Source organism: Candidatus Micrarchaeota archaeon (assembly GCA_021163225.1).
In the GTDB taxonomy this organism is placed as follows: Archaea; Micrarchaeota; Micrarchaeia; order Anstonellales; family JAGGXE01; genus JAGGXE01.
The window spans coordinates 1-16,385 of sequence record JAGGXE010000043.1; the positions used below are offsets into that span (position 1 = coordinate 1).

Annotated in this window: 18 protein-coding genes; 4 read left to right on the top strand and 14 right to left on the bottom strand. The window is 46.9% G+C overall.

The window, feature by feature from the left end; genetic code table 11:
* The first annotated feature begins 261 nt into the window (after nucleotides 1-261).
* On the top strand, nucleotides 262-1,557 hold the full coding sequence (gene apgM, locus J7K41_02880) for a 2,3-bisphosphoglycerate-independent phosphoglycerate mutase (protein ID MCD6549625.1): 1,296 nt from the start codon (nucleotides 262-264) through the stop codon (nucleotides 1,555-1,557).
* Between the two features lie 57 nt (nucleotides 1,558-1,614).
* Here the strand turns inward: apgM and J7K41_02885 are convergent, their stop codons facing one another.
* The 7 genes from J7K41_02885 to J7K41_02915 form a co-directional block, all read right to left on the bottom strand.
* The gene (locus J7K41_02885) at nucleotides 1,615-2,097 is read right to left on the bottom strand and encodes a hypothetical protein (protein MCD6549626.1); all 483 of its coding nucleotides are present in this window, start codon (nucleotides 2,095-2,097) and stop codon (nucleotides 1,615-1,617) included.
* Nucleotides 2,098-2,186: 89 nt separating this feature from the next.
* Nucleotides 2,187-2,726 carry a hypothetical protein gene (locus tag J7K41_02890; GenBank protein ID MCD6549627.1) on the bottom strand — a complete coding sequence of 180 codons (540 nt, stop codon included), beginning with the start codon at nucleotides 2,724-2,726 and terminating at the stop codon, nucleotides 2,187-2,189.
* Nucleotides 2,727-2,781: 55 nt separating this feature from the next.
* Nucleotides 2,782-3,873: a type II secretion system F family protein gene (locus J7K41_02895; GenBank protein MCD6549628.1), complete on the bottom strand. Its 1,092-nt coding sequence runs from the start codon at nucleotides 3,871-3,873 to the stop codon at nucleotides 2,782-2,784.
* A gap of 12 nt (nucleotides 3,874-3,885) precedes the next feature.
* Nucleotides 3,886-4,812 carry a type II secretion system F family protein gene (locus J7K41_02900; protein ID MCD6549629.1) on the bottom strand — a complete coding sequence of 309 codons (927 nt, stop codon included), beginning with the start codon at nucleotides 4,810-4,812 and terminating at the stop codon, nucleotides 3,886-3,888.
* Between the two features lie 6 nt (nucleotides 4,813-4,818).
* Nucleotides 4,819-5,463, bottom strand: a complete 645-nt coding sequence (locus J7K41_02905) for a hypothetical protein (protein ID MCD6549630.1) — start codon at nucleotides 5,461-5,463, stop codon at nucleotides 4,819-4,821.
* A complete protein-coding gene (locus J7K41_02910; protein MCD6549631.1) occupies nucleotides 5,429-7,003 on the bottom strand; it encodes a CpaF family protein in 1,575 nt (524 codons plus the stop codon). The genes J7K41_02905 and J7K41_02910 overlap by 35 nt, the downstream gene beginning before the upstream one ends.
* Nucleotides 7,004-7,096: 93 nt before the next feature.
* On the bottom strand, nucleotides 7,097-8,800 hold the full coding sequence (locus J7K41_02915) for a hypothetical protein (protein ID MCD6549632.1): 1,704 nt from the start codon (nucleotides 8,798-8,800) through the stop codon (nucleotides 7,097-7,099).
* 75 nt (nucleotides 8,801-8,875) lie between these two features.
* On the opposite strand from J7K41_02915, the gene J7K41_02920 reads away from it, so the two are divergent.
* Nucleotides 8,876-10,222, top strand: coding sequence for a hypothetical protein (locus J7K41_02920; GenBank protein MCD6549633.1), 1,347 nt, complete (start codon nucleotides 8,876-8,878; stop codon nucleotides 10,220-10,222).
* Nucleotide 10,223: 1 nt separating this feature from the next.
* On the opposite strand, the gene J7K41_02925 is transcribed toward J7K41_02920, so the two are convergent.
* Complete coding sequence (locus tag J7K41_02925; GenBank protein MCD6549634.1) at nucleotides 10,224-10,682, bottom strand: hypothetical protein; 459 nt, start codon at nucleotides 10,680-10,682, stop codon at nucleotides 10,224-10,226.
* Between the two features lie 115 nt (nucleotides 10,683-10,797).
* Here J7K41_02925 and J7K41_02930 point away from each other — a divergent pair, with 115 nt between their 5' ends.
* Nucleotides 10,798-11,655, top strand: a complete 858-nt coding sequence (locus J7K41_02930) for a radical SAM protein (protein MCD6549635.1) — start codon at nucleotides 10,798-10,800, stop codon at nucleotides 11,653-11,655.
* A gap of 222 nt (nucleotides 11,656-11,877) precedes the next feature.
* Nucleotides 11,878-12,276 carry a 30S ribosomal protein S8e gene (locus J7K41_02935; GenBank protein ID MCD6549636.1) on the top strand — a complete coding sequence of 133 codons (399 nt, stop codon included), beginning with the start codon at nucleotides 11,878-11,880 and terminating at the stop codon, nucleotides 12,274-12,276.
* Nucleotides 12,277-12,287: 11 nt separating this feature from the next.
* Here the strand turns inward: J7K41_02935 and J7K41_02940 are convergent, their stop codons facing one another.
* From J7K41_02940 to J7K41_02965, 6 genes are read right to left on the bottom strand one after another with little or no spacing between them, the layout of a single operon-like run.
* A complete protein-coding gene (locus J7K41_02940; GenBank protein ID MCD6549637.1) occupies nucleotides 12,288-13,391 on the bottom strand; it encodes a methyltransferase in 1,104 nt (367 codons plus the stop codon).
* Nucleotides 13,392-13,403: 12 nt separating this feature from the next.
* Nucleotides 13,404-13,640 carry a DUF357 domain-containing protein gene (locus J7K41_02945; GenBank protein MCD6549638.1) on the bottom strand — a complete coding sequence of 79 codons (237 nt, stop codon included), beginning with the start codon at nucleotides 13,638-13,640 and terminating at the stop codon, nucleotides 13,404-13,406.
* A 9-nt stretch (nucleotides 13,641-13,649) separates the two neighbouring features.
* A complete protein-coding gene (locus tag J7K41_02950) occupies nucleotides 13,650-14,477 on the bottom strand; it encodes a hypothetical protein (GenBank protein MCD6549639.1) in 828 nt (275 codons plus the stop codon).
* A 16-nt stretch (nucleotides 14,478-14,493) separates the two neighbouring features.
* Nucleotides 14,494-15,033 (bottom strand): hypothetical protein, encoded by a 540-nt coding sequence (locus tag J7K41_02955; GenBank protein MCD6549640.1) that lies wholly within the window; start codon nucleotides 15,031-15,033, stop codon nucleotides 14,494-14,496.
* A gap of 47 nt (nucleotides 15,034-15,080) precedes the next feature.
* Nucleotides 15,081-15,545, bottom strand: a complete 465-nt coding sequence (locus J7K41_02960) for an SMC-Scp complex subunit ScpB (GenBank protein MCD6549641.1) — start codon at nucleotides 15,543-15,545, stop codon at nucleotides 15,081-15,083.
* A 26-nt stretch (nucleotides 15,546-15,571) separates the two neighbouring features.
* Nucleotides 15,572-16,339 carry a segregation/condensation protein A gene (locus J7K41_02965; GenBank protein ID MCD6549642.1) on the bottom strand — a complete coding sequence of 256 codons (768 nt, stop codon included), beginning with the start codon at nucleotides 16,337-16,339 and terminating at the stop codon, nucleotides 15,572-15,574.
* Nucleotides 16,340-16,385: the final 46 nt, after the last annotated feature.

Sequence of the window (16,385 nt, forward strand, 5' to 3'; positions counted from 1 at the left end):
AGATAGGTAACACGGGACTGATCATCTCACTACTTATATCGTTGACCATGCTTGTTAGACCCAGATAGATAACGTTCCTGCCGAACCGATTTCTTCCGGACACCTTTCCCTTTGACATAGAAGATAAAAAAAGCAGGAAACGTTATAAGGATTACGTGCGTTTTTTCATGTCGAAAATGAACCTCTTCAAATTGTTCTTTTCAAAGAACAAAAATGGGTAATTTTGTTCTTTACAGAAAACATTTCGGAGGTGATAAAAGGATGAAACGCGGTCCCTCATCAACGGATACATGTAGAACGAACACCTTACTGTTCATCATGGACGGTCTCGGCGGACGACCTCCTAAAACCGGTCTTATGATGAGCAATCATCCGAACCTTGACAGGATCGCCGAGTCGGGAACCTGCGGACTGATGGTCGTTCACGGAAGAGGTATCAAACCGGAAAGCGAAGACGCACACCTCAGAATTTTCGGATACAACCCAAAGGTCTATTTGAAAGGTAGGGGACCTCTTGAAGCGTTGGGATTGGGGGTTCGTCTACGGGAAAACGATATCGCGTTCAGGGCGAATCTTGCCACTGTTAAAGACGTCGGAGGTGGTACGGTCGAACTGGTGGACAGACGGGCAGGACGGATCCCTACCATCACGGCTAAGAGATTAACCGAGAAGATAAGATCAGTACGTATAGACGGTGTAAGGTTCCTCTACTATCAAGGTGTGGAACACAGAGGCGTGGTCGTAATAAGACCGGATAGAGGGGTCGAACTTTCGCCCAAAGTCTACGGTAACGACCCTGTTCATTCCGGCAGACTGCGCGCGCGACCGGTTAACCGGTCGCGCGCCGCAAAGAGAACTGCAGAACTGATCAACGAGTACGTTGCTGAAGTTCATAAGATCCTGAATTCTGCATCGATCAACAAAAACAGAGTTAAGAGAGGTCTGTTACCCGCGAATTATATACTGTTACGGGGTGCCGGCGAATACACTAAGATACCGAGTATGAAGGAACGGTTCGGTATGCGGTGCGCCTGCGTAGCAGGCGCACCACTGTACAAAGGTGTCGCAAGGTACGTTGGCATGAAAACCTTTGAAGTAAGAGGTGCGACTGGCGATAAAAAGACAAACATAAGAAACAAGGTTCGTACAGCGGTACGTTTGCTCAATGAAAAAGACGGTCGTGGAAGATGGAGGTACGATTTAGTCTTCCTTCATATAAAGGCAACCGATTCATTCGCTCATGATAAGGACTGTGAGGGTAAGGCGCGGTTTATAGAAAAGATAGACAGGTATCTGGCGACCATCGTGAAAGAGGCGCGAACGCACAACATAATCATCACTGGCGACCATGCTACACCCTGCATCGTTGGCGACCACACGGACGACCCAGTACCTATCATGGTATCCGGACCATCTGTGGAACCGGATGAAGTTGAACGGTTCGATGAAGAGGAATGTAAAAAAGGAAGATTAGGAACGGTCTTCGGTAGAGACATAATCCGTTTGATAAAAAGAATGAACAGCGGCACGATAAAAATAAATGATCAGAAGGGTTAATCAGATGTATCATCGAAGACCGTTGAACGTATAGGCGACACCGACTTTGTCTTTTTTTCATCTTGCTTCTTCGACAGTTATCCGGCCGTGTGCGATATGATAATCGCTCGGTACGGTTGATTCGCCGTAAAGAACAGTCAAATCTGCCGTGTACTTGACAAACCTATCTTTCAACACATGAGCGTGAGGGTTATAACCCAAACATCTGACCTGCACCGTGAACGACCGTTTAGGCATAACCATCTTTGCGATTTCCACGCGTCCGCCGGGCCCGGTGGTACTACTACATGTAACATATCTGATACCTTTGGCGAATTCGCCTTCATTGGTAATGGTTATCGTCGCCTCGCCGGTTGTGAGGTTGAACGAATCGACCCTGCATGAAAACGGCTTATCGATACTGCACGACGCCATCACGGACGGTGTGTATATCCCGCCGTACATAACCTGATAAGACCATTCATAGAACACAGGAGCATACCTGATGATGAGGAACGTAACAACGAACACCAGAAGAATGGACAACGCTATCTTCCACATCGTCAACCACTTACATCATTTTCTGACAAACAAAAGAAAAAACTTTTCCATAAAAACAAAGACAAAAATAAAAAAGAAAGAAAAACCGTTTAGGACTTTTCAACGTTTGCTATGACCGTAGCCACTGCAGTCCTATCCTGGTGGTATCCGAGCGCTGCATCACTCTTATAGTTGTACTTTATCCAGAGCTGACCTCTGAACTGCGAACCCGGTGCCATGTTTGACAAAGGATTACCTGACGCGTCATAGCATTGTAACCCACCACTCACAGGAGTAGTTGTTAAGTTACCGAAGGAGAACAACTGCCTTGGCGGTACAAGTTTATTCACATCGTCCCAATGTGGTGGGGAAGCCACCTGTCCCTCAACGCATGCTATTCCCGTAATGTTGATCGGCTCGTCCTGAGCATGCTGGAACGCACCGTACAGTACACCGTTCTCATCCATCACCGGCACAGCAGGTTCGTTGCACACAAACCCTGCCTCTTCGAACGTACAGCTGGGCGTGCCTCTCAGATAACCTCCCAGTATAATCAGAAGGATGGCAAGCACTATGATGATCACTAGCAACGCCCAACCATAGGTCATCAGATACTCCATAGCCGCTTGACCTTTCTTCGTACCAAACATTTCAAATCACCTCTCGATAGTTGTTTCATCTATCAACAGTTAATTTTAAAAACCTTTAAGAGAGCATCTTCAGGACCGTTGACAACGCCGACTCTGTGAGTATGAAGACCACTACCGCCACTACCAACAGCAATGGGAACAGTTTCAACCCTTCTTTCTTTGAACCGTACCTTATAATACCTATGATCATGGAAGACATGAACACTGTGAACACCAACGTTATTACTGAGAACAACATGAAATCATCGGAATGTATCGGAAGTTTACCTATCTTCACGAACCCGAACCGTGAGGCTGCGCCGTATTTTTGAAGCGTAGATGTTGAGAGGTTAGGAACCTGTGATATGACCGTTTCCAACCTGATCAGCAGTTGATGCGCTACCGAGAACAGGAACGGTGTGGCAAACGCAGCGGCGAACATGATGAATATCACGTACATCAGCAACGATGCCGAGATCTCCTTTTTCATCATCTGCATATCACGTGCATCCTCTGCCACGCGTTCCAGTATATCGGCGAGTTTACCGCCGGACGCGATTCCCTGTTTGATCAATGCTATCGCACGTTTCAGGATCCGTGAATCGAACCGTCTTCCCAACCTGTCCAATGCTTTATCAAAGGGTTCGCCTGCAAAGGACCTTTTCGCAACCATCTCGACTTCCGATGACAAAAGGCCGAACTCAGGTTTAGCTGCGTACCACAGCGCCTGGTCAACGGTCATACCTGCCCTTACGTTCGCGGATGCGAGGAGCAGGAAATCCGGTAACACCGCCTCGATGGCTTTACGTCGTGCATCGATCCTCAACAGTATAACAACATAGATCAGGAAAGCGACCGTCACAGCGCTGACAATAAAGGATAGTATATAGGTAAACCCTACCTCTAATGTAAGGTACACAGGTGACGCTGTTCCGGTATAGTACACTTCTGGAGATATTTTACTCAGTATAAGGACTATGTAGTTCATGATAAAATTGCTGGATAATGCTACCAGAGCGATAACTACGGAAAGGATCACTGTAACGACCACGCTCATACCGAGGAACGTTTCCGCATCTATGTTGATACCTGCCGAATCCAGTGCTGCACCCAACCGTCTGACGATCTTCCTACCGAACAGACGTCCCAGAGATTCATAACCGACCATAACACACACCTTCTACAACACAACCTTAGGTCTGGAACTTTCCATTGCAGACATGAACGAAAACTGTACGCCCACCAACGTTACGAATACGACCGGTAACAGTACGCCCGCCAGACTTTCACCGACACCACCGGCCATCGAGAGAACTATCGTGAAGAAAACAACACCGAGCGAAGGGAACACTATACCGAAAAGCATGAAGAACATACTGAACGGATTGAGTTTCTGACCGTATTCTTTCATCTGGATGAGTTGTTCTTGAGCAACCTGATCCAGGATAGCGTCTAAGGCATCGGCCACATCGGACCCGGACACGAGTGCATTAACCATCTGGAGAACTACCCTTCTGAAGGCCTTGGACGGATTGTTGTTAGCCACCTCTCTCATGGCCTGTGTCATAGGTTCTCCCAAGGATACCTTTTCAACGATCTTTCTGAACTCTTCACTAACCTGACCGTAATCCTGGGTAACACCGACCAACGCATCGAACAACGGCACTCCTGATTTAAGTGCGATCACGATATGGCGACCGGCAAACACGATATCCTTATCTATATCCCTGGCACGCTTCTTAGCGCGAACATCAGGATAGGCCAACCACATTCCGAAGAACAAGAAAAAGACAACTGGGGTAGTTAGAAAGGTGAGCAGGTATTTAGGTTTAAACATCATATGGTTGAATGCGAGAACGAAGAAGAAGACAAGCACACCGAAAAGAACCGACGAAAGTAAAGATAACATGAATGCGCTTATCATGTACTCATGGGGCTCTTTACGGATATCTGCAAGAAGGAGTTTATGCTCCAGTGTCGGGAACTTTGAAGCCAACCAGTACCCGAACTTCTCGAGAGCGCCCGGCGCTCTGACAAGTACCTTCTTACGCATGGGTTTAGCAACCAACGGTTGCGGTGCTTTTTCTTCCTTCTTAATCTTCACCATCATTCATCACCTTTCCAAAGGTGCAGGGTCACCAGTTATGTAACGTTCAACGGTCTTTTTATCAAGACCGCTTTTCCTAGCAATATAAGAACGAACCTCTTTTCTAAACTCATGCAACGCTACCACACCCGATTTGAGTTTTGCGTACATGTCTGGCAGGTTATCTCTGGCATATGCGATCAGTTGAAGGTCGTTAAGTTTGTTTATATCCTCCAACACCTGAATGCGTTTGGAATCCAGCGTCCTCCTCTTTTCCGCGATACGTTTCTTCGCCTCGGCAACCGCCTTCAGAACGTTTTGTTCTTCACCCTTCTCCCCCTTCTCTTTTCTTATCAGGATCTCTCTCTTGAACGGATGCTCGATCTCGGGTTTCTGCTGCGGCATACCCATGAGGATCGAATCGTAGTGGATGGTCGCCTCGGCCTTCTGTATCCTTTGGATCTCACGGAGTGCATCTTTATAGGTATAACCGTAAAAATGCAACTTCAGGGGTGACCTGGCGATGTCGACGGAACTGTTCAGCAGTTTTGTACGCTGCCTTTTTGTAACTGGTTTATTCTCGTAATAGAGGGAACGTATCTCGTTTACAGCCTCTTCGAACGTCGGCAACCAATCCTTATTGGAAATTCCAATCCCCTCCTCTCTTCGCAACCTCAACAACCTCGCTAGGTGACGCATAGTACCGGGCAACGATGTGACCGACCTCATCCACCTTGAAATACTTCTTCTTTGTCATCCAATCTATGATCATTGCCTTCTCCTTGACACTGTCCTCGATCTCCTTCATCGTCAGACCGGCATACAGGTTAAGCGTGTTGGCTATGGAAATCGATTTGGTCAGTTCGTTGATTTTATCTGTCCGGATGTCCCATCTGTACAACACATTCAGGTCACCGCCTTTCAGGATCTCCGCAAACTCCAAAGTCCTACGGATACCTAGTTTTCTGTGTCTGAACTGTACGATGATACCGGACAACGCATCTAACATGGCCGGAGGTACGTTTATCGGCGGGTTTGTAAGACGGGATATCGTTTCTTCGGCATTATCCGCGTGGATCGTAGCGTACACAGAGTGACCTGTATGCATGGCTTCGAACATAACTTCTGCTTCCTTCTGTCTTCGCACTTCACCGACGATGATCCTGTCGGGTCTCATACGGAGCGAATTGACCATCAGGTCGAGCATCGTTACCTCGCCTTTACCCTCAGGGTTAGGTTCGCGCGTGACCATCGGTACCCAGTGCAAGAACGAAGGTAACGTCAGTTCCCGCGTATCCTCTATAGAGATGACGCGATGGTTGGGAGGTATGAAACCGGCGATAGCGTTCAACAGAGACGTTTTACCGGATGCGGTACCACCGGACACGATGAGAGATAATTCGTGTTCTATGGCCAACCAGATGAACGCCGCAACTTCCGATGAGATACAGTGCAGGTCAACGAGCAATGGTATGGTCCACGGATTTCTCGAGAACTTACGGATGGTTATGGTGTTACCGAAAGACGATATCGGACTCAGTGTCGCGTTAACCCTGTCACCTGTCGGTAGATGCGCATCCATCAACGGGTTCAGAACATTGATCTGTCTCCCTACTTTCCGACCTATCATCGCAGCATAATCGTAGATCGCCTCCTCACTCCTTATCCATATGTTTGTCTTACACCATCCGTATTTCTTGTGATATACCCAAACGGGCTCTTTTGAAGAGTTGATCACTATCTCTTCCAAAAGGTCGTCATGCATCGGCGCCTCCAGTTCACCCAGACCCAGAGTGTTCTGGATCAGGTAGGACGCCAACACCTCCTTGGTTTCGGGTGCAACGTTAGGGAAATGTTTATCCAGAAGGACCATAGCGCGTTCCAAAAACTTGCGTTTCACTTCATCCGCTTTCTTCGGATCTATCAGTTCCGTGACATCCAATTTAACGTTTGTAACGAGTTCGCCTTTCAATGTATTGAGTATGATCTTCGTACCTTCTGCCAAACCGGGGATAGACACATTGTAATGAGGTACATAATCACCGACATCAACGATCTTAACGCTCACGGGTATCTTCTCGCTCTTGAAGAAGTACGAATCTATCAGTTTACCCTGTCTCTTGGGGGCAGGTTCCGCCTTCTTGGTTAAACCCACCTTCGGTTTAGATGACTCCTCAGATTTTTCAACATTCTTCTCAGTCTTTTTCGGCATAGCACCACCGTTCACAAGTTATCACAACCGATAATATTCAAAACGCAACCTTTTTAAAACATAATCTCAGTTCTACTGAACATCCCGTTTTCGTCATTCCTCATCTTTCCACATACTCTCGACAAGTTCTTCGAGTTTTTTCCTCTTTTCATCGAGTTCTTTTTCCGCAGGTTCCACCTTACGGAACTCCTTCTCAATCTCCTCAAGTTCCTTAGCCGCTTCCTCCTCTTTACCTTTCAACACCTTCACCATCCTAAGTTTTTTGGACAACAGTTTAAGGTTGTCCAATACCTGGTCTCTGATCTTCTTAGACTCCTGGATAGTTTTAAGTATATCATCGATCTCGGCTCGTCTCGATAACACGCTTTTGTACTTCTGCACAGCAAGGTACAGTTTCGAAGCTTCACGGTCTATCGATTCTTTCTGTTTGTTTATCTCCTCCATCAGTTCCTTCTGTTTCTCGTCCAACACGTTCAACATCGCATCCAGTTCGGTCATCACATCCTTGTTCCTGTTACTGTAGAATATAGCCGTTTCTTTAAGACGTTCGTACTCGTCCCTGTACCTCTTCAGGTTTGCCAGTTTTAGGTCTAACTCTTCCTTTGACGATTCATAGGTTCTGATAAGGTCCTCTTTGGCTTTAACGATCTTATCTTCCAGATCAGTTATCTGTTGATAAGCAGATTCGACCTTTTTACGGTAGGTTGCGGACCTGTTTATGTCGTTGAGTATGGACCTCAATTCCTTAACCTGTTCGTTCAACTCCTTCTCTTTAGAAATCAACGAATCGTACATCCGTTTACCTTCTTCGCTCTCCAACTGTTCATAGGCAAGGGCAAGGTCACCGAGCATTCTACTCTGCTCCTCTATCTTATCCTCGATATCGTCGAGTTGCGCACGTATCTCAGGGACGGTGCCCTTCAACGTCTTCAACCGTTTCTCAAGGTTGGATATTGCCTGCTTAGGTGACCTGCCCAGTTTCTTGATCACTCTGTTGAATGCACTTTGCTTCTTTTTTATCTCGCCGACCTCTTTCCGAATCTCATCCGTCAACTGTTTGACAGACTCGATCTCCTTCTTATAAACGTCCATCTTCGTCCCTATGGACAACACTTTCTCGTACTTCTTCTTCTGTTTATTCAGTTCCCTCTCGAGTCTGTCGAGACGTTCCGTTGTTTCCTTCATCTTCTTATCCAGGTCCGTTTCGATGGCGCGGAGTTGTTTCAAACTCTCCAGTTTCATCTTTGGAGACGTGATCTCCTTTTTCAAAGAATCCCATCGTTTCTGAAACTCCGACAACCCTTCCTTAAGTTCTGTCAACGTCTTCTTAAGAGCAGATATCTTGTTCGATTCTTCAGCGTACCATTCATCTGCCTGTTTCTTTATCTCATCGATCTTCGCAATCCGTTTGCTCAATTCTGTTATCTTAGGGTCGAACATCGATAACAGTTTCTTGTATTCGGATTCGATCAACTCCAGTTCCGAACCCTTGGCCTCTATCCTTGCGATCGCTTCATCGAGCATCTTCTGTATCCGTTCCTTCTGTTCTTCGATGTTTCCCAAACGTTTGACAAACTCTTCGCCTGGTCCGCCAACCCAAACAAGATAAATCTTAGTGAACTGGTATTCGATCCTGATGATTCCCTGGTCCTCGAGGATATGGGCCCATTCCTCAACAACCTTGAAAGGAAGATTGAGTTCAACAGCGGCCTGTTCGAGTTCGATCTTCTTCTTTCTGTAAACGAGTTTGATAAGCGCGTCAACACCCGTACTGATCAGTAGTTTATCCAGTTCCATGTTTGCTAATCATCATTAGAAAGATTATAAACTTTACTGTTGAATGAAAAATGTTTCTTTCAGGGTGAACGGGCTATGGAAATCGAACACGGTGCACGATTGATAAAAAAAGAAAGGGGACCTCTGGACAGGTTCAAGAATCAGAACCTTGTGTTCAACAAGTTCGGTATGGCCGGGATTCGTGTATACAACGCGATCAGCGGCGAGAAGACGGTGGGTGATGTGCTCCGTGAAACGGGTGTAGATGAATCACGACTTCTCGAGATCTTAGAGTTCATGGAACAGAACGGGATAATAGACATCGTGCCTGTCCAAGAAGGGATGCCCACAATAGAGGAACACAAAGTAGAACGGGTCGTGGAAGAGAAACCTGCCGAAGAAAAACCTCGGGTCGCTACTGAACCCGAACCGACCGAAACAGAGATCGAAGAGATAAACCTTATGCCGGAAACTCAGAAACCGGCAGAAGAGGTAAAACCTGTCGAAAGAGAAACTGAGGAAGAGAAGAGCGTCGCCACTCCACCACAAGCACCACCAGAACTGCCCAAACCACCAAAACCGCCTTCGGTACCGCAACCGCCACAGGTGCCACCACGAACGACCGGTGAAACGAAGAAAGAGGTCGCGCCTGAGGAAACCGAGAAAACCGAAGAGGAAAAGGTTGAGAAAGTACTGACACAACCTCTGACCCCTATCGAAAAGATGATTAAAGAGAAGTTCGGTGATGTAGGTGTCAAGGTTTACAACCTGATAGACGGCGAACGCACAGCCGAAGAGATACTTAAGGAAACCGGGATCAGCGAGGTCAAACTGATCGAAATACTGGAGTTCCTCGATACACAGGGGATCATCAAACTCGAAAAACCTGAAGAAAAACCGATAACGGAGATGGAACCTATTACAGAGGTGTCAACGGAAATCAAGGAAGAACCTGCAGGTGAAGGAGTCGTACCTGTAGACGTGCCCGTCAAACAAAAACTCGGTTTCTTTAAAGAAACCGCTCTCAAGTTCGACCTCATGAAACGGTTCGGACCGTTGGGTGCTAAGGTTTACAACCTGATAGATGGTAAACGGAACATCGTAGACCTGGCCATAGATGCGCACACCTCGCTTTTCAAACTTGATGACATACTGGAATATCTGGGAAAAAAGGGTGCGGTGATATTCAAAACGATGTCGCGTGAAGAGATAAAGGAGAAGTACGGTGAAGAAGGGCTCACCATCTTCAAGAAGTACGGACGTGACGGTCTGCTTGTTTACGAACTCATAGGTAGGGTTTCGTCGCTCAAAGCACTGCAGAAACGGTCTCAACTGGAACCGGAACGACTGGTTGACATATTCGTTTTCATACACGACATACTTAACATACAGTTACCTATATCTAAAGAGGCGATGTACAAACAGTTGGGAGTAAAACGATAGGTCAGACCTTTATCTTTAATAGACGCCGCGCCTTTACCCATGCCATACGTTCTAGAGCGATCTCTTCTTCCGAGTATAACCCTTCCGAACCTTTATCAGTGTTGGGAAAAGTAGGGTTGAGAACTGTAGCACCAAGCCGTTCAATGATATCATTGACGGGATGATCGCTGACAAGAATAAAATCCTTCGGATTCTTTATCCCAGCAACTTCGATGGCTTTGCTAACATGGGGTTGACCTGTCAACCAGAGCAGGAACTCGTTGTTCAAAGACCTGGCACGGGCAAACCCGTGCATCATACTTTCGGATGCATGATGATATGCCGCCTCGATAACGCGTCTGGAAACAGCCGCGCGGGTGTCTATCGCCTGTAACAGAACATCGTCTCTCCGACATTCTTTTATAATGCGGATGACCTGTTCGATGTCAAGGTCTGTTTTGACCCTTACCGCACGAACCATAAGGTTTTAAAAGGAAGTAACCATTAATAAAACTTTGCTGTTTATCGGAAAGTTTTAAATCCTATCGAGAAGATTTTAAACCCGGCCGTAAATCCATATCATGCCGGGCGGTCTGATGGATGCTGTCAAGAAGCTCTATTCGATGATGAACCCGTGTGTGCTGTGTCCGAGAAGATGCAAGGTTAACAGGTTTGAGAGGACCGGGTACTGCAGTGTTAACGGCAAACCGATAGTTTCATCGTATTTTCCTCATCACGGTGAGGAAGCAGTACTGAGAGGAGTTAAGGGTTCCGGCACCGTATTTTTCACAGGTTGCAACCTGAAATGTGTGTTCTGTCAGAATTACGATATCTCGCATCTCCTCCACGGACACGAAACCACTGTTGAGATGCTGGCCAGCATGATGGTCGAATTGATGAACATGGGTTGCCACAACCTTAACCTTGTCACACCAACCCATCAGATCCCTTTCATAATCGACGCCATTGAAACGGTGAAATCGCAGGGTCACGACCTTGTTCCGATTGTGTACAACACTGGAGGTTACGACTCGTTAGAGGTGTTACGAACCATAGAGGGGTACATCGACGTCTATCTACCAGATATCAAATTCTTTGACAGGAAAGCCTGTCAGAGGTACATGAACGCACCGGATTACCCGGATGTGGTGAAAGAGTGTGTGGTGGAGATGTACGACCAAGTCGGTGCTCTCAGGACGGATGGGCAAGGAATCGCCAGAAAGGGGGTAATAATAAGACACCTCGTTATGCCCGGATACGTGGATGATTCTAAACGTATAATGGACTGGATAGCTGAGACCGTTTCGAAAGCCTCTGTCAACATCATGGCTCAGTACAGGCCGTGTTACAGGGCTCGTGAGTTCCCTGAGATAAACAGGATGATAACTTTTGACGAGTACATGGAGGTGGTAGATTACGCGGAAAGTATAGGTATCCGCCTGCTCAGAGAATGAACGAACCATTCCGCGCTTAATAATACATTTTGAAGGATGCGTTTAATCTTTCCCGGCCTCGGGGACGTGAAGTCCGTCTGTCGGTTACAGAAGTAATTTTTCTCTCCCCGGTTCTCAGATATGCTCTTCTTCAAAGAGGGCCGGATGTAACCAAAAACAACCGTTATAAACGTAAGTTTTAAAATACGAACAGTATATATAACTCAAACGGGGTGTGTATCTATGGAACAGTATCACGGTCCATCTAAAACCAAAAGAAGCGGAAGCGGGGGTAAACGAAAGAAACATAGCGATAAACGGTTAAGGTTCGTGGGCAGACCGTTCACAGCCACACGTATCGTTAATCTGGAGAAGAACGAGAAGGAGGAACGTAAGATTGTCCGTACAAAAGGGGGTAACAAGAAGGTTAAAGTGAGGAAGGTTCTCTACGTTAACGTTGCCACTAAGGAAGGTGTTAAACGCGTCAAAGCAGAAACCGTTGTCAAATCACCGGAACACAGACACCATGCTAGAATGAACATAGTTACAAAAGGTTCTATTGTCAAAACCGAGATAGGCAATGTGCGGATAACCAGCAGGCCCGGTCAAGACGGTGTGGTCAACGGCGTTCTGGTCGAATAATCTTTTGCTTTTTAACTTCTTTGTTGGCTTTTCAGGAATGCGTAGAGGTTGGCATCCGTTTTGATCCCGCGGAGATTAAAATGTGTTCTGGTTGCTTTGTACCCGGACTCTTTTAACAGGTTGATCGTGTCGGAAAGACGCGGCGACGATGTACCGAGCTTTTTAGCAACCTTATGGATATCGTAGTAGAGGATGGGTCCGTCGGATTCATCGCGCATCAACTCAAGGATCTTACTGATCACCTTAAAATTCTTGTACCTCCGTTCATCGTTGAGTCTGACCATCATCCGTATGAACGTTGCGTCATGAATACTACCTATCCACATCGGTCCCGCAACCTGAACGGGTCGGTGTGACAGGTCAGGATACTCGGACACCACAAAACCCATGTCCCGGGGACGATAACTTACAAACCCTATCTGTTTGATGTTGTTGTAAGCGTGACGGGCACCCCTCTCAAGTATCACGAACAGTTTGAAATAATGTCTGTGCGAGAACGTCAGTAAAGGTTTAACACCGAAATCGTATTCGGAAGCCGCCCAAGCAATGTTTGCCAACAGTATCCTGGCACCTATCTCGTGACAGGCGAACTCGTTCAACGGTCTGGCATGGTACAGTTTCATGCATGCTTTGTAATGGGCACCGCACAACACCGCTGTGTCGGTTGCCGTAACCGACAGAACCGCCCGTTTTATCCTGTTGTTAGAAGAAAATGATGATACGGCAGGCCTGATGAAAGGTTGAGGTGTACCGAACGGGTCGAGTTCGATGAACGTGTAACTTCTCTCGGCAAGATGACGGATGATGTTGTCGCAGACAGCGGTCACGCGTTCGGTCAACCCGTTTCTCTCAATGTTGGATTTCATGACCGGCAACGCACGTCTGTTTGCATCGACAAGTGTAACGTGTTCAACGTTCGGGTTTTCCATAGCATACCTTAATCCGCGGATTCCTGAAGCGGACATCCCGTCGCAAACCGATAACGAAGAAAACCGTTCATCATAGAGGGACAATGCACCTACCGCTAGAGAAGAGATGTCCCTGTTTAGTTCCATGTGAGGATTGTAAAACAACGAACCCGTGTCAACAACAGTCCTATACTCTTTAACCTGCAATCCGTCCCACCCTCATCTTTTGCCTTTGATGATAAGCAATGCATCGAGTAAACCGTGGGCATAGGTGATACATCCGAAAGATGTGGGAAGGTCCTCCTTGCTCAAGAAGTATTTGGCATCCTCCCGATACCTTTTAGCAAGGTCTAAAACACGGGTCTCTCTATCGTCAAGGTCTAACGAATCGGCGATGTTGAACGTTCTGTTGAACTTATCGAGGTCTATCAGGATCCTTTCACGGAGGTCGCTCATGTTCTCCACCTACGGAAAACTGAAACTGAAGTTCACACCAGAATCATCCGGTTCGATGTCACCGGTTTCTTCAGAAGACACTTCGTGGGACCGTTTCTTATGCGGCTTCTGTTTTGCCTGTTTTTTGCCGAACGTGCGCGGAACGCGCACGTTCTTTATAACAACACCTTTCTTATCATCAAACTCAAACTCGAACAGTTTGTTCGGCACATGCACCCCGCGCATCTTAACGATCTCCATGAACCGTTTACGCACGTTGGATTCGGTAAGCTGATACGAGAGATGAATAAACCCGTCCGTAATCGATTCGACACCCGACTTAGTCCTCGGCACTTCGTACCACGGATAATCCGCATCTTCAGCAACAACCAATGAGGTAACATTCCATTCCCTAATCTTGTTGATCAAACGGAGCAGGGCACGTCTGCGCTCGAGCGGGTCGCTGTACAGCATGGTAAAGACCTCCACCGGTTCGATAACAACGCGTTCGATGTCCATCGTACGCACCATGTTCTTTATAGGGTCATCGTGAGAAGACAACATATCATTCACTTCGTCCAACGGGTACTCTATGAACAGAAGACGTTTATCGGATTCAAGGGTCTGAAGCGACACACCTTTCACCACACCGCGACTGAGAAGGGCACGTTTCCCCTCTTCCAAAGAGACGAACAGAACCACTTCATCGTTAGATACCGCTCCCTCTACCAGATACTGAAGCGCAAACGACGATTTACCGGACCCGACAGGTCCGCTGACCGTTGTCACACTGTTCCTGGGATAACCGCCACCCAAAAGATAATCGAGTTCCCTTATACCGGTTGACACGTATTCCAAATACATCACCCCTTAATCATGAGTTATTCTCACCGGTATCGCCAGGTTCCCGATGTTTTTCGAGGAGCCGTTTACCGATCTCCTCGCGTTTCTTGAGACGTCTGGCGAGTTCCCTCTTCTGTTCATCCGTCATACCTTTGGCAATGGCGATCTGCATCATCTCCAGAGCATATGAGGATATGTCTGTCAATATCTTATGAAACTGGGCAAGGTCCAACGTCACAGTAGTCGGTTTGATCACCTCAACACCTACCGGAACGTACTTAAGACATAACCTGACCAATGTCGGTACATCACGGGTCAAAGCGCGTACCTCCACCGAAGTTGAATACATGTTATCATCGAGTTCGATAGGTGATTCTATCTCACCGTATGCAAACACTACACCCGGCTCTTTAGTCAAACGTGAGACAAAGTCCACCATTATGTTCTTAATAGTGTCGGGAGACGAACCATGCATGTCAAAGTACAGGATGGCAAGAACGCCGCCGTTATCGATAGTCTCTTCGATGATCTCATCAGGTGTCTTTTCAGCCTTATCTTTCTTACCGAACATGTTACCCACCTTCAAAAAACATTCAGCAAAAACTACGTACCACTGGTTTATAAAACCTCCTGCACACCGAAGTATTTACGGAACTTCTCAGAAGTCCTGAGCTCCGAACTCCTGCCTTTCTTCTTCTGGACGATGAAACCTTTGCCTACCAACTCTTTCACATCTTTGTACACCTGAGTACCCAACCGTTTCACAAGTTCGGATTTCAGTATGCCTTCGTTCTTAGATATGTACGCTAACGTTTTCAACGCATGCGAACTGAGCTCTGTTTCTTTGGCAAACTCTTTCACATGGACCGCATACTCAGGTCTCAACGTCATCAGATAACCGTCGGGTTCCTCTATGATTTCAAAAGCGTTCCCGTTTCTCCGATACTCTTCGTTAATCTCTTTTATCAGGGTCTTTGTGTAACCCGGAGCCGCTACACCGATCAGTTTGTTCAACCGATCCACAGGTACAGGGTCGGATGACATGAACAACGCCGCTTCTATCAACCGTTTCTTATCAACCATTCCTATCACCACCGTCCCCATCCGTATCAGTTATTCCTTTCCACCTTCTTCCTCGACCTCTTCAACGTCTTCAACCCTTCTCCTTTCGTTCCTCTTCCGCTATCTTTTCCCCTTCTGTCATCCTTACCTTTGACAGGTTGTACGATGATCTCGCCGAACAACGTTTCCTGAAGTAATACCAACTCGCCCTTCTGATACATATAAAGTAAAGGCAAAAACACATAAACCTTTTCTTCGGGCGTATCCTTCTTAAGCAATGCACTGAACGTTGTCATACCCGTATCATCCAAAGTGTTATTGATCCGTTCCTTAACATCTTTGATCTGATCATCGATGCTGACCTCAGGCAGTTTGATGTTAACCTTGACTGGAACGACGGAGCGGCGCGCGCGCCGCAAGGCGCGCGCCCGCTCTTCTTCGAACGCCTCCTCCAAAGCCCTGAGCAGTTCACCCCAAGTCACTCGACGTTTAGGCGGTAACCGGGTCCTCAGCTCTAACACGTGTATATCTATCGGTTCATCATCGATATAGGTCTCTTCTACCACCTCCTGTACCTCCTCTTCAAACACCAAAGTATTGCTCTTCAATCTGAGAAGTATCGCCGCGGCAAGGATGATGTTTGCAGGGATATGGAGTTCCAAGGTCTGCATCTCTTTAATCTTGTTGATATAACTGGTGGTAATCTTACCGATATCTATGTCCCAAGGGTCTATGTTCTCCTTCAACATGATATCCATTAACATCTCACGCCAAGTCGGATATGTAACGATGCGTTCCAGATCCAACCCTTTCATCATTCAACATTTAAACGCTTCTGTATTTAAATCGTTTATCCCGGAA

Coding starts and splice junctions, on each gene's coding strand:
- J7K41_02885 (MCD6549626.1), bottom strand. CDS start 2,097: ATGTGGAAGATAGCGTTGTCCATTCTTCTGGTGTTCGTTGTTACGTTC.
- J7K41_02925 (MCD6549634.1), bottom strand. CDS start 10,682: ATGGTTCGTGCGGTAAGGGTCAAAACAGACCTTGACATCGAACAGGTC.
- J7K41_02930 (MCD6549635.1), top strand. CDS start 10,798: ATGGATGCTGTCAAGAAGCTCTATTCGATGATGAACCCGTGTGTGCTG.
- apgM (MCD6549625.1), top strand. CDS start 262: ATGAAACGCGGTCCCTCATCAACGGATACATGTAGAACGAACACCTTA.
- J7K41_02895 (MCD6549628.1), bottom strand. CDS start 3,873: ATGGTCGGTTATGAATCTCTGGGACGTCTGTTCGGTAGGAAGATCGTC.
- J7K41_02955 (MCD6549640.1), bottom strand. CDS start 15,033: ATGTTCGGTAAGAAAGATAAGGCTGAAAAGACACCTGATGAGATCATC.
- J7K41_02960 (MCD6549641.1), bottom strand. CDS start 15,545: ATGGTTGATAAGAAACGGTTGATAGAAGCGGCGTTGTTCATGTCATCC.
- J7K41_02935 (MCD6549636.1), top strand. CDS start 11,878: ATGGAACAGTATCACGGTCCATCTAAAACCAAAAGAAGCGGAAGCGGG.
- J7K41_02965 (MCD6549642.1), bottom strand. CDS start 16,339: ATGAAAGGGTTGGATCTGGAACGCATCGTTACATATCCGACTTGGCGT.
- J7K41_02910 (MCD6549631.1), bottom strand. CDS start 7,003: ATGCCGAAAAAGACTGAGAAGAATGTTGAAAAATCTGAGGAGTCATCT.
- J7K41_02915 (MCD6549632.1), bottom strand. CDS start 8,800: ATGGAACTGGATAAACTACTGATCAGTACGGGTGTTGACGCGCTTATC.
- J7K41_02890 (MCD6549627.1), bottom strand. CDS start 2,726: ATGTTTGGTACGAAGAAAGGTCAAGCGGCTATGGAGTATCTGATGACC.
- J7K41_02945 (MCD6549638.1), bottom strand. CDS start 13,640: ATGAGCGACCTCCGTGAAAGGATCCTGATAGACCTCGATAAGTTCAAC.
- J7K41_02920 (MCD6549633.1), top strand. CDS start 8,876: ATGGAAATCGAACACGGTGCACGATTGATAAAAAAAGAAAGGGGACCT.
- J7K41_02900 (MCD6549629.1), bottom strand. CDS start 4,812: ATGGTGAAGATTAAGAAGGAAGAAAAAGCACCGCAACCGTTGGTTGCT.